A 12,539-nucleotide genomic window follows, 5' to 3' on the forward strand; every position below is an offset into this window, starting at 1 on the left:
CTGTCATCCTGAACGAAGTGAAGGATCTCCCCGGCATCGAGACCCTTCGCTGGCGCTCAGGGTGACAACGCGCGGTCCATCCAAGAAAAAGGGCGATCCGTTTGCGGCAGATCGCCCTTCGAACCAACAACCGCTACCGTTCGATTAGTCGCCGAAAGCGAAGCTGGCGGTCAGGTAGCCAAACGAATTGATATTGTCCGAGGCGCCGATCAAACCGAGGCCGCGGCGGAGCGCTTCTTCGCTCACCGTTGCATCGATACACGCACCGCCGAACTTGAATCCGAGACCCATCGTCACCATACCGTCATAGTTCCCCGGGTTGATCCCACCGATCGACACAAAGCTGTTCGGGGCGGAGAAGTTCGACTCGCTCGTTCCCCCGGTCGATTCCGATTTGGTATTAATCTTGCCGATCGAGCGGAAATACCCGGCCCGTCCTGCAAGCCAATCGGTAAACCACCACTCACCGCCGAGGTTTAGCACGGGTATGGCGGTATAGGTGATTGTGTTTGTGATGGATCCAGTTGGCAAAGGCGCATTGTATTCGCCCTTCAGACGCAAGGACTGCCAGCTCACACCGCCCGCGAAATAGAATGAAGATGTGCGGTACTCACCGCCGGCGCCGAGTGCGTAGGCGAGAACCGTCGCTTTTTCGCTAATCTGAGTACCCGATACGGTACTGGGCGGAACATCTTCCTTCGGTTCCGCGGAGATCGAAACGAGGGTTCCGTACGGCACGAAGTTGAATTTGCTGCTGACGTTTAGCTTGAAACGCAGGTTTGCCTGAAACTCGGACGCTGAAGAGGAATAATTCCCCGAGTTCGCTGCAACCACCGGTGAGCTCGTCCGGTTGTCAGTTGCTTTGTCGTTCCTATATGCGACGCTCGCATCCAGCGATGAACCGCCGCCAAGATTCGCATTCACGCCGCCACGAACCCCCCACATACTTGAAGAAGCTTCCCTGGTTCCGGAAGTGGGTGTGGAGGTATTGAAATTATTGTCTGAATTGGACCAACCATACATAAATCCAACACCGAAATCAATCGAGCTGGCACGATAGGCGGCGCTGGCTTCCCAGACATTCGCAATCGCTGGAATGCTTTGCGCTGTGCGGGGGGCCTGCGTGAAGGCGGGAAATAGTCCGCCGCCGGCGATCAGGGTGTTGTTCAGGTTTGCCGCTGACGGGTCGTAGCTCAGAATGGCACCCACCGACCATTGGTCGTTAAGCCCGAATGCCACACCGGCAAACTGATGGCCGTACCCGTCGTCTCCGATCGGGCCGCCGCCACTCGAGAGTCCCGTCAAGGCGCCTCCTGCTACATTGGCCCAAGCATAATCGCGATAAGAGGCCTGATATGCAGGATTCACCAGCATCAGAGACGGATCATCCATAATGAATGGATTGAGAACAAGCATCGTTCCGGCGTTGGAGCCGCCCATCGCTAATTCGCGGGCGATTCCACCGGGCTTGGCCTGCCCGAACAGGCTGACGATGCCTGCGACCAGGAGGAACGCTACCAGAGTAAATCTTTTCATATTACCCCTCTATGAATGTGAAGAATAGTGTGATTAAAGGTACATAATGAGTTCAAATAAGACGCACACAAAGCGCGCAACCGATATGGAATTAAACTTATCATTATGTACGATACAGCGAACGGAAAGAGTATAGCAAATTATTAAATGTTTGTCAAGTCTTTTCTGCTTTATCCTTTAACTAATGCCCATAACTCCTTATATTCGAGTAATTTAATCGACCCGGACCGCCCGAAAACAAGAAAGGAAGCCCTTGGGGCTTCCTTTCGAGTCTGGAACTGAAGAAATGACCTACTGGAGCATGAATTCCAAACCGATTCCAAAATCGATCCAGGCTGTGCTGGAAACGTCTGTGAAAACATCGGTATAGGCGCCATGCACGTCGACATTCATCTTATCCCCTGCCTTGAACTGGACTCCAAGCGTCGGGTTGATACCGAACTTTGATTCATTCGTGCTTGCGCTGACGGTAACGCCATTGACGGTCGCATCGGCTGACGCGTTCAGCAGATAGAGACCCGCTTCTGCCGCACCATAGACGCGAGTATCCCCGGGCATGAAGTAGTAGCGCAACCCGGCCGTTATCGGAACGACGCCATAATTTGTCTTGACTGTCACGCCCTGGATGATATAATCCTTGCCGGAGAACCGTGTGTATCCCGATCTGAGCGTGACGGCACAACTCGGGTCAAACATATAACCAGCCCAAACTGTCCCTCCAAAGCCAAAATCAGTCGCATTCTTAAAATCGCCGGTCGGGACGCCGCCTTCTGCCTTAACGCCGAGAACCCACTGGCTGGCTGCTGCGCCCTGCCCGAATGCAGCGCATGAAGTCAGAACAACTAGTGCAAACATCAATAGTGCCAACTGTTTCATCAGAGATACCCCTTTCAAGTGTTTTTGTAAAAGTACCTATTTATTAGTAAAAACTTCGACCTGAAAATAGTAAGAAAAAACCACGTTGTCAAGTAATATCTTGGCCCCCGTGATAAGGCCCCGGACATCCCTCTTTAGCGCCCCATTTTGGCCAAAACGGTGTCCGAGGACACAGCATCTGGCGGCCGGATCATCTTGCCCTGTAAAGAGATACGAGATTATGGGAGCGTATACCGGATCCCTGAGGTAAGCGCCAGATAAAACGTTGTGGAACCGGTGGTGAAGACCGGTCCCAGCTGTATATCCGCCGGTACTTCGAGGTCGGGGGCGATCCTAAACAAGACCCCTCCTCCCGCCCTGATTCCGAAGTAAGGACCGCCGGTAAGGAACCACAAACCGAAACCCCCGTCGAGATAGGGCTGGTACGTAGCTCCTTCAGGCACCTGGAGAAAGTATTTGACCGAATTAGCCCATTCCGTCGGCGTACCCCCCTGCGTGTTCACGTTGAGATCCGACTCGAAATACATCCCGTGCTGAAATTCATAATCGAACGTGGGGCCGATCTGTATTCCCGCCGAGGACCCGTTTCCATAGCTGAAGAAGGAAAGCCCGCCCCTGGCTCCCACGGTGATCTTCTGGGCCCGGGCCGAGATCGGGTAAAGTGAGAGTATCCAGAGGAGGATCGAAACACGCAAAACGGTTCTGTTCATGTCGCACTCCGCGTTGATGTTGGGGTTAGTTCTTGAGCAATCCGCGTGAAATCACGATCCGCTGAACCTCCGACGTTCCTTCATAAATCTCCGTAATCTTCGCATCGCGCAGGTATCGTTCGACCGAATAGTCTTTGATATATCCATACCCGCCGTGGATCTGGATGGCCTCCAGGGCGCATTCCACCGCGATCTTCGATGAATAAAGTTTTGCCATCGCCGCGTTCTGGGCGAACGGCTTGTCTGCGTCCTTGAGCGCCGCCGCCTTCAGGGTGAGCATTTGAGCGGCATCTATTTTTGTGGCCATTTCGGCGATCTTGAACTGGATGGCCTGAAGATCGGAGAGGTAATGGCTGAAAGCTCTCCTCTGCTTGGAGTACCGGATCGATGCGTCTCTCGATGCCATCGCGATTCCCAGAGCCTGGGCCGCGATCCCGATTCGGCCGCCATCGAGTGTTTTCATCGCGAACTTGAATCCGAATCCTTCCTCCCCGATCCGGTTCTCCGCCGGTACGCGACAGTCCTGGAACGCCAGCGAGACGGTGTCCGAGCTTCTGATCCCGAGTTTGCGCTCCTTTTTGGCGACAGAAAAACCCTTCGTCCCCTTCTCCACGATGAAGGTGCTGATTCCGTTGGCGCCCTTCGACTTGTCCGTCGTCGCCATGACCAGGACGACATCCGCATTCGCGCCGTTTGTGATGAAGTTCTTGGTCCCCGTAAGCAGATATCCGTCTCCGGACCCCACCGCCACCGTGCGCTGGTTCGTGGCGTCGCTGCCTGCCTCGGGTTCGGAGAGGGCGAAAGCTCCGAGCTTTCTCCCCGATGCGAGGTCGCGGAGGTACTTCTCCTTCTGGACGCCGGAGCCCCAGCGTTCGAGCCCGTAGCAAACCAGTGAGTTGTTCACGGACATGATCACCCCGCAGGAGGCATCCACTTTCGAGATTTCCTCCATGGCGAGCACGTAGCTGACCATGTCGAGTCCGGCGCCCCCATACTCGGGAGAAACCATCATTCCCAGGAAACCGAGCTCTCCGAGCTTCTTTACCGCTTCGTGGGGAAACTCCTCCTTCTCATCCCGTTCGGAGGCCGAGGGAGCAAGCTCCTCCTCCGCAAACTTGCTCGCAGTCTCGCGAATCATCAACTGGGTTTCGGTAAAATCGAATGTCATCTCAGTTCCGCCCTTTCACTCATGCCTGGGGAGCATACGTATAGAATCCCCGGCCGGTCTTTCGTCCGAGGTGTCCCGCCGCCACCATCTTTCTTAACAGAGGGCACGCCCGGTACTTCGGGTCTCCGAGACCCTCCTGGAGAACGTCCATGATGGCAAGGCAGACGTCGAGGCCGATGAAGTCGGCGAGAGCCAAGGGCCCCATCGGATGATTCATTCCCAGCTTCATCACCGTGTCGATGGCTTCGGCGGAAGCGACCCCCTCCATCACGCAATAGACCGCCTCGTTGATCATCGGGAGGAGAATCCGGTTCGAGACGAAACCGGGGTAGTCGCGGACTTCCACCGGGACTTTCTGAAGCTTGGCGGCGAGCGACGAGACGACGGCAAACGTTTCATCCGAGGTGTCAAGCCCGCGGATGATCTCGACGAGCTTCATGAGGGGGACGGGGTTCATGAAATGCATGCCGATGACCCGGGCCGGCCGTTTGGTGGCCGCGCCGAGCTCCGTGATGGAAATGGAAGATGTGTTCGAAGCGAGGAAGGCGCCGGCCGGCGCGGCGGAGTCGAGCGCCCGAAACAGTTGCTTCTTGACCGCCTTGTCCTCCGTCGCCGCCTCGATGACCAGATCCGCGAATCCGACCGAACTTCCGAGATCGGCGCTCGTCGTGATCCGGGAGAGAACTTCTTTCCTGGAATCGTCGGTGAGGGTCCCTTTCTTCACCTGGCGGTCGAGGCTGGAGCGTATCGCGCCGAGTCCGCGCTCGAGAAGGCCTGCGGAAAGGTCGTGCATCGTCACGGCGAATTCGTACTGGGCGAACACCTGGGCGATCCCGTTGCCCATCGTTCCCGCGCCGATAACGGTGACGTTCTTAACTTCCATTCAGGCTCGCACCGGGCGTTCCACGAGCATCCCTGCGGCTTCCCCCCCGCCGATGCAGATCGCCGCCAACCCCCTGCGGACATTGCGCCGTTCCATCGCATGGAGAAGGGTGACGAGAATTCTTGCCCCGCTCGCGCCGATGGGATGCCCCAGGGCAACAGCGCCCCCGTGCACGTTGACTTTGTCCACGTCAAGGCCGAGAATACCATTCACCGCCAGGTTGACCACCGCGAACGCTTCATTGATCTCGAAGAGATCGACGTCGTCCTTCGCAACGCCCGCCTTCGCCAGCACTTTTGGGATGACATCGGCTGGGGCCGTGGTGAACCATTCGGGCTTCTTCGCAGCGGAGTCGTAGGAGACGATTCGCGCCATCGGGCGGATCCCGAGGGCCGCCGCCTTTTCCGCCGGCATCAGCACGACTGCCGCAGCGCCGTCGTTAATCTTCGAGGCATTTGCCGCGGTCACAGTCCCCTCCTTCTGAAATGCGGGCTTCAGCGACCGGATCTTCTCGAACTTCACCTTCTTCGGCTCCTCATCCTCGCTGATTACGACAATGCTGGAATCCTTCTGCGGGATGGTAACACCGGTGATCTCTTCGCGGAAATACGAGTGCTCCTGGGCATCGAGGGCGCGCTTGTAGCTCAGAATGGCATACTCATCCTGCGCCTCGCGGCTCACCCTGCATTCCCTCGCGCAGAGCTCGGCCGCAGAACCCATGTGAAAATCGTTATACACGTCCCAGAGCCCGTCCTTGATGATGGAATCGACGATTTGCCGGTTGCCCATTTTATACCCGTTTCGGACCATTTCGAGCAGGTAGGGGGCGTTCGACATGCTTTCCATTCCCCCGGCGACGACAATTTCGGAATCACCCAGCAGGATCGCCTGCGCAGCGAGCATGATGGACTTCAAACCGGAACCGCAGACCTTGTTGACGGTCGTCGCGCCCACGGAAGGGGGCAGCCCCGCGAATATCGCCGCCTGCCGGGCGGGCGCCTGCCCAACCCCGGCGGTGAGAACGCAACCCATGATGACTTCGTCGACCTGATCCTTCGAAAGTCTCGCCCGTTTGACCGCCTCTTCGATGACGATGGCCCCGAGGCGCGGGGCGCTCAGTGAACTCAAAGATCCGCAAAACGAGCCGATCGGGGTTCTGCAGGCACTCGCAATGACAACTTCTTTCGGCATGCTCGCTCAGCACTCCATCAAGTATGAATAGCCCATAGTAAGATAAATCCGTAAAAAATGCAAAAAAAATCCCGGTCCCGCGCGGGCGGGATCGGGATCGGGACCTCGTTCAGTCCCTTATTTAATTCTGGCAAACTCGATGCGCCGGTTCTTTGCGCGTCCCTCTGCGGTGGCGTTGTCTGCGACGGGCTTGGTGTAGCCGTAGCCCTTCGTGGAGATCCGTGCGGCCGCCACCCCCTTGCTCACGAGATACGCCTTGACGGAATTCGCCCGGCCGAGGGACAAATTCATGTTGTATTTGGCGCCGCCCACGTTATCGGTATGACCGTAAATGGCGACTTCAGCCGAGGGATAGGCCTGGAGAGCGGACGCCACCTGGTCCAGAATCTTTTTGGCGCCGGGCAGGAGCGTCGTTTTTGCCGTCTCGAAATTCACCCCTTCGAGCACAATCTTTTCGCCGACATCCACAATCACCACGTCATCTTTCGGGTCGAGGGGGTTGAGGCCGAGCTGGACTTCCTTCCCGTCGGGCATGCCGCCGTGATCGGTGTCCTTTTCAAGAGGATTTGTATGGTATTTCAGCACTTCGTCGCCATCCGTGAGCGTATCCCCGTCCGTGTCGCGATTGAGCGGGTCGGTGTGATACTTGAGAACCTCGTCGCCGTCGGTGAGCCCGTCGCCGTCGGTATCCTTCTTCAGGGGATCGGTATGGTACTTGAGGACTTCATCCCCGTCGGTCAGGCCGTCGCCGTCGGTATCCTTGTTCAACGGGTCGGTGCCGTACTTCAGGACCTCTTCTCCGTCGGTCAGGCCGTCGCCGTCGGTATCCTTGTTCAGCGGGTCGGTATGATATTTCAGAACTTCCTCGCCGTCGGTAAGCCCGTCTCCGTCGGTATCCTTCTTGAGCGGATCGGTCTTGTAGACATGGACCTCTTCTCCGTCCCGCAATCCGTCGCCGTCGGTGTCGGGATTGCGCGGGTCGGTGCCGAGCACCTTCTCCTCCGAATTCGTGAGCCCGTCGCCGTCCAGGTCGTTATTCGGGGCCTCCAGGAAGGCGAAAATGGTCATGGTGACGCTCCAGTACGAGTCGTTCCCCCCCACCTTGATGTCGTCCAGATTATCGGTGAGCGTGTAATTGTAGGTTCCGCGAAGGCCGACCGAGGTGACGTCCGAAACGAGATACTCGGCCCCGGCCCCCAGGGGGACGAAGGGGGTCACGCGGCGGTACTCGTCGCGCGAATTTCTGAGAAGGGGGGCGTCGGCTTTGTCGACGGGATTGAAATAAACGATTCCGACCCCTGCGAACGCATAGGGTTGCAGTTTTCCCTGTCTGAGGGGCTGGAGCAGGAGGCGCGCGTCGATCGGGTAGATTGCCGTGGAGAAGAAGTTGCCGTCCGCCTCGGCCTCGAGGGCGCCGAGCCCGAGTCCGGCTTCCATCGCGAAATGCTGTTCGGGATAAAACCTCAGGAAGGCGCGTCCAAACGGGTACCTTCCATGGTCATTGATGTCGGTGACCGGAACCCCGACCCCGAAATCCATTCCCACGCCGAGCGCGTTCTTGAACTCCTGCGCATCGGTGCGCACCACTGCGAGGCCGCAGAGGAGCGTCAGGGAAAGCCACAATCCACGGTTATTCATATGAGAAGGATGAGTCTCAGCAGGAAGAACTTAACTATTCATCGAACGGAGAAATTCTTTGTTCGTTTTTGTCCCCCGCATCTTTTCGGTAAGGAATTCCATGGCGTCCACCGTCGAAAAATCGCTCAGGAATTTCCGCAGAATCCACACCTTGTTCAGCTCATCCGCCGGGAAGAGCAGCTCTTCCTTACGCGTGCCGGACCGGTTGACGTCGATCGACGGGAAGATTCGCTTGTCGCTCAACTTCCGGTCGAGAATGATTTCCATGTTACCGGTACCCTTGAATTCCTCGAAGATCACCTCGTCCATCCTGCTGCCGGTCTCCACCAGTGCGGTCGCTATGATCGTGAGGCTCCCCCCCTCCTCGACGTTTCTGGCGGCGCCGAAAAACCTCTTCGGGCGATGAAGCGCGTTCGCATCCACACCGCCGGAAAGGATCTTCCCGCTATGCGGGACGACGGTGTTATGGGCGCGGGCGAGCCTCGTGATGCTGTCGAGCAGGATCACGACGTCCTTTTTCGCCTCGACCAGCCGCTTCGCCTTCTCCTGAACCATGTCCGATACCTGAACGTGCCGTTCCGGCGGTTCATCGAAGGTCGAACTGACGACCTCGGCGTTCACCGAGCGTTCCATGTCGGTGACCTCTTCGGGCCGCTCGTCGATCAGCATCACAATGAGGAAGATCTCGGGGTGATTGCGCAGGATGCTGTTTGCGATTTTCTGAAGGAGGACGGTCTTGCCGGCCTTGGGGGGCGATACGATCATGCCGCGCTGGCCCTTCCCGAGGGGGGTCAACAGATCCATGATGCGCATTGAATATTCGCCGGGGGAGGTTTCGAGGTTGATCCGGTTGTTCGGGTAGAGGGGAGTAAGATTATCGAATAAGACCCTATCGCGTATCGCATCGGGGTTCTCGTCATTGACCGCCTCGACCCTCAGCAGGGCAAAAAAGCGCTCCCCTTCTTTCGGGGGGCGAACCTGGCCGCTGACGGTATCCCCGGTCCGGAGATTAAATTTCTTTATTTGGGATGGGGAAACGTAGATGTCGTCAGGCGAGGGGAGATAGTTGTAATCGACAGAGCGAAGGAATCCGTATCCGTCAGGCAACACTTCGAGCACCCCCTTGCTGAACGTGAGCCCATCCTTCTCGGTCTGCGCCTCGAGGATTTTGAAAATCATATCCTGCTTCCGCAGATCGGTATAACCGACAATATTGAGTTCTTTGGCGATTTGGGTCAGCTCGGAAATCTTTTTGGATTTGAGCTCCGCAATGTCCATTGGCATGGCTGTGCTGCTTCCTTATGAGTGAATAACTAGGGGGATATCCTGCGCGACAGACTTAATCTTTGTAGGCCAACGATTAAGTGATACGGAAAATGAGGATGAAAAGAAATTGATGTGCGAAGCGGTGGTTTGATTTCCTGCTACCCTGATAGGAGAACAGGGTTCCTCTCGTCCTGCTCCTGAAACCAATATATATGCTTTCCTTTTGAAAGTCAAGTCCTAAACTGCAAAATTAAGCGATTTTAACAGCTCTCCGACCACATAATGCGATCCGGTGACAAGAATCGGCTCTCCCTCTCTTCTCTCGCGCAGGGCAAGGTCAAGACCGGATTTGACCGTCCCGCCGTTCAGCGCGCGGCACCCCGCCGATTGAAAACCTTCCACGATGGTCTCCGTCTCAAGGGCCCGCCCTCCGTGCGGCCGGACTCCGATTGCAAGCCGGGAATGCGGCGCGAGGGCCTCCATCATGGCGCGGTAGTTCTTGTCCCGCATGACGCCAAAGAGAGTCACATACTCCCCCGCACCGAGCGCCTTGAGGGCGCGGGTGAGCGTCGCCGTTCCGTCCGGATTGTGCGCCACGTCTGCGATCAACATGGGATCAGTTCGAATCAGGTCGAGACGTCCGTGAAGACCGGTATTCTTCCGAATTGACTCGAGACCCCCGACAATGCTGTCTCTCGATATCTGTCGAAAGCTCTCCTTCCTGCCCAACTCTTCTGCTGCAAGAACCGCGAGCTGCGCATTGCGGGCCTGGTGATCGCCCGCCAAACCGACCGCCAGACCGTCGTAACGCCCCCCCGGCGTGCGGAGATTCAGACGGGTCAGGGTAAGGGAACGCCCCGCGACCGAGACGGATGAATTTCCGCCGGCGGTTATCAATTCAGCTCCCCGAATCCGCGCGAGCCTCCGGAGAACACCGAGCGGGCCGCGCTGGTCCACCCCGGTAACAAACGGTACCCCCGGTTTGATGATCCCCCCCTTTTCGAATGCGATGCGGGAGAGAGTGCGCCCGAGATATTCCGTATGGTCGAGCCCGATGTTGGTGATCACACTCAGCTCCGGCCGGATCACGTTTGTCGCATCCCATCTCCCTCCCAGGCCTGTTTCAACAACGGCGATATCGACCTTGCTCTCCGCGAAGTACTGGAAGGCCATCGCGGTCGTTGCCTCGAAAAACGTGGCCCGGTTCTTCCGGATCTCCGGTTTCATCCGGTCGGTGTATTGAATCACCTCTTCCCGGGGTATTTTTTTTCCGTCGATCCGAATCCTCTCCTCGAAATCGACGAGGTGGGGGGATGTGTAGAGGCCTGTCCGGTAGCCGGAGGCGGTGAGGATCGAGGCGATCATTGCGGATGTGGATCCCTTGCCGTTCGTCCCTGCGAGGTGGATTGAAGGAAAGCGGCGTTCGGGGTTTCCAAGGGAGAAGAGAAGCGCGCGGATATTGTCCAGTCCGGCCTTGATGCCGAAGAACTGGAGATCAAGAAGGAACTTGAGTGTGGTATCAGCCCGGGTCAAGAGCGAAACTCCCCGCGCGAAAGATCACAACCAGCTTTGCAGGACCGAGAGTCCCTCGGGCGCGACGAGTCCCCCGGTCAATTCGCGCACGCTTCCGATCCGGTGCCGGAGGCAGTATTCGTTCAGGCCTTCGACGATTGTGACGCCCGCGGCTGGATCGACGAAATTCGCAGTCCCGACCTGGACGGCCGAAGCGCCTGCGAGCAGAAACTCAATGGCATCCCGCGCGTTCATGATTCCCCCCACGCCGATCACAGGGATCCGGACGGATTGCGAGGCCTCGTAGACTTTTGCAAGAGCCACCGGCTTGATCGCGGGACCGGAGAGCCCGCCCGTCACCGTGGAAAGTGATGGCTTCCGGGTTTCGGTGTCGATCGCCATCCCGATCAGCGTGTTGATGACCGAAAGGGCGTCCGCCCCGGCATCGGCGGCTGCGCGGGCAAAGTCCGCGATGCGTGTGACGTTCGGAGTCAGCTTGATGATGAGCGTTTTTGCCGTCAGCGCCCGGAGCCTCCGGGTAACCTCCGCCGTCATCTCACAGCTTGTCCCAAAACTGAGTCCGCCGTCCTTGACATTGGGGCACGAGACGTTGATTTCATATCCGTGGATCCCCTCCTCGAGTTCGAGCGCGGACAGAACGGCGCAGTACTCGTCGACGCTGCTTGCCGCGATGTTTGCGATCACCCTGGTCCGGAGGGTCCGGAGAAACGGGAGTTTCTCCGCGATGAACCTGCGTACGCCGATATTCGCCAGTCCGATCGAGTTGAGCATCCCCGAGGGAGTCTCGACGATGCGGCCGGGTGGGTTCCCGGCGCGGGGCTCGAGCGAGAGGGACTTTGTGATTACTCCTCCGAGGAGGTTTGCATCGACGAGGTCCCGGCATTCGTCTCCGTACCCGAACGTCCCGGATGCCGCCAGGACCGGGTTGGCGAACGAGCACGTTCCGATGTCGACCCGCAAGTCCGTCATATTAGCAGATCCTCACTTTCTTGGAGTCGAAGACCGGCCCTTCCCTGCAGATCAGAGCATACCGCTTCTCATCCCCCGCCAGCGCTACGGGGCACCCCTGGCAGAGCCCGACGCCGCAGGCCATGGGACTTTCCAGCGAGACTTGGCACGGAATCCCGAATTCCTCCGCGAGTGTTGACAGCGCCTTGAGCATGGCGTTCGGACCGCAACCGAATATCATCGGCGTATCATAGTTGTCGCGTTGAAGATGCATTTTGAGGAGGTCGACGACTGTGCCCCGAAACTCCGAGGTTCCGTCGTCGGTCGCAAGGTGGGCCCCATCCAGGAAGGAGGAAACAATCCGGCCCCGGGTGCCAGCCCCCAGGAAGGTTACGATCCGCTTTCCGCTCCGGGCGAGGTGTTTCGCCGCAAGGGGGAATGGCGCGACGCCAAGGCCGCCGCCCACGAGGAGAGCAGTTCTGAAGCCCCCCTCGCAACTGTAAGACGCGCCCAGCGGACCGATGAGATCGACGAGCTCTCCCACCTGCTTCGAAGCGAGGATTTCCGTGCCGGTCCCGCGCACGTCGAAGATGATGCTGATCTCGTTCCCGTCGGCGTGATAGACGCTGAACGGCCTCCTCAGGAGTGGAAAGTCGGATCCGCTGACTTTGATATTGACAAATTGCCCGGGTCGTACGGAGGAGGCAATTTCGGGGGAATGATAACGCTCAACGAAGATGTTGGAGACGGGATTCTCACGAGCGGTAAGGCGAGAATGAGAGTGAATCAT

The 12,539-nt window shown here is 57.8% G+C and carries 11 protein-coding genes; all 11 read right to left on the minus strand.

The window, feature by feature from the left end; genetic code table 11:
• Positions 1 to 144: 144 nt before the first annotated feature.
• Positions 145 to 1,536 (minus strand): hypothetical protein, encoded by a 1,392-nt coding sequence (locus VI215_12600; GenBank protein ID HEY6193155.1) that lies wholly within the window; start codon positions 1,534 to 1,536, stop codon positions 145 to 147.
• Positions 1,537 to 1,827: 291 nt separating this feature from the next.
• Positions 1,828 to 2,412 carry an outer membrane beta-barrel protein gene (locus tag VI215_12605; GenBank protein HEY6193156.1) on the minus strand — a complete coding sequence of 195 codons (585 nt, stop codon included), beginning with the start codon at positions 2,410 to 2,412 and terminating at the stop codon, positions 1,828 to 1,830.
• A gap of 218 nt (positions 2,413 to 2,630) precedes the next feature.
• A complete protein-coding gene (locus tag VI215_12610) occupies positions 2,631 to 3,122 on the minus strand; it encodes a hypothetical protein (protein HEY6193157.1) in 492 nt (163 codons plus the stop codon).
• A 25-nt stretch (positions 3,123 to 3,147) separates the two neighbouring features.
• Positions 3,148 to 4,290: an acyl-CoA dehydrogenase gene (locus VI215_12615; protein HEY6193158.1), complete on the minus strand. Its 1,143-nt coding sequence runs from the start codon at positions 4,288 to 4,290 to the stop codon at positions 3,148 to 3,150.
• 19 nt (positions 4,291 to 4,309) lie between these two features.
• Positions 4,310 to 5,173, minus strand: coding sequence for a 3-hydroxybutyryl-CoA dehydrogenase (locus VI215_12620; GenBank protein ID HEY6193159.1), 864 nt, complete (start codon positions 5,171 to 5,173; stop codon positions 4,310 to 4,312).
• Positions 5,174 to 6,364 (minus strand): thiolase family protein, encoded by a 1,191-nt coding sequence (locus VI215_12625; protein HEY6193160.1) that lies wholly within the window; start codon positions 6,362 to 6,364, stop codon positions 5,174 to 5,176. It abuts the gene before it with no gap.
• A gap of 117 nt (positions 6,365 to 6,481) precedes the next feature.
• Entirely contained in the window at positions 6,482 to 8,002 is a 1,521-nt protein-coding gene (locus VI215_12630; GenBank protein ID HEY6193161.1) for an OmpA family protein, read from the minus strand.
• A 30-nt stretch (positions 8,003 to 8,032) separates the two neighbouring features.
• The gene (gene rho, locus VI215_12635; protein HEY6193162.1) at positions 8,033 to 9,280 is read right to left on the minus strand and encodes a transcription termination factor Rho; all 1,248 of its coding nucleotides are present in this window, start codon (positions 9,278 to 9,280) and stop codon (positions 8,033 to 8,035) included.
• 225 nt (positions 9,281 to 9,505) lie between these two features.
• Positions 9,506 to 10,801, minus strand: coding sequence for a folylpolyglutamate synthase/dihydrofolate synthase family protein (locus tag VI215_12640; protein HEY6193163.1), 1,296 nt, complete (start codon positions 10,799 to 10,801; stop codon positions 9,506 to 9,508).
• 24 nt (positions 10,802 to 10,825) lie between these two features.
• The gene (locus VI215_12645) at positions 10,826 to 11,770 is read right to left on the minus strand and encodes a dihydroorotate dehydrogenase (GenBank protein ID HEY6193164.1); all 945 of its coding nucleotides are present in this window, start codon (positions 11,768 to 11,770) and stop codon (positions 10,826 to 10,828) included.
• Position 11,771: 1 nt separating this feature from the next.
• Positions 11,772 to 12,539, minus strand: a complete 768-nt coding sequence (locus VI215_12650; protein HEY6193165.1) for a dihydroorotate dehydrogenase electron transfer subunit — start codon at positions 12,537 to 12,539, stop codon at positions 11,772 to 11,774.

The sequence above is a fragment of the Bacteroidota bacterium genome (genome assembly GCA_036522515.1).
Lineage (GTDB): Bacteria > Bacteroidota > Ignavibacteria > UBA10030 > SZUA-254 > VBOC01.

Bases quoted from the DNA above. Each gene is read 5' to 3' on its own strand.
- VI215_12600 (HEY6193155.1), bottom strand. From the start codon at position 1,536: ATGAAAAGATTTACTCTGGTAGCGTTCCTCCTGGTCGCAGGCATCGTC.
- VI215_12605 (HEY6193156.1), bottom strand. From the start codon at position 2,412: ATGAAACAGTTGGCACTATTGATGTTTGCACTAGTTGTTCTGACTTCA.
- VI215_12610 (HEY6193157.1), bottom strand. From the start codon at position 3,122: ATGAACAGAACCGTTTTGCGTGTTTCGATCCTCCTCTGGATACTCTCA.
- VI215_12615 (HEY6193158.1), bottom strand. From the start codon at position 4,290: ATGACATTCGATTTTACCGAAACCCAGTTGATGATTCGCGAGACTGCG.
- VI215_12620 (HEY6193159.1), bottom strand. From the start codon at position 5,173: ATGGAAGTTAAGAACGTCACCGTTATCGGCGCGGGAACGATGGGCAAC.
- VI215_12625 (HEY6193160.1), bottom strand. From the start codon at position 6,364: ATGCCGAAAGAAGTTGTCATTGCGAGTGCCTGCAGAACCCCGATCGGC.
- VI215_12630 (HEY6193161.1), bottom strand. From the start codon at position 8,002: ATGAATAACCGTGGATTGTGGCTTTCCCTGACGCTCCTCTGCGGCCTC.
- rho (HEY6193162.1), bottom strand. From the start codon at position 9,280: ATGGACATTGCGGAGCTCAAATCCAAAAAGATTTCCGAGCTGACCCAA.
- VI215_12645 (HEY6193164.1), bottom strand. From the start codon at position 11,770: ATGACGGACTTGCGGGTCGACATCGGAACGTGCTCGTTCGCCAACCCG.
- VI215_12650 (HEY6193165.1), bottom strand. From the start codon at position 12,539: ATGATTCACTCTCATTCTCGCCTTACCGCTCGTGAGAATCCCGTCTCC.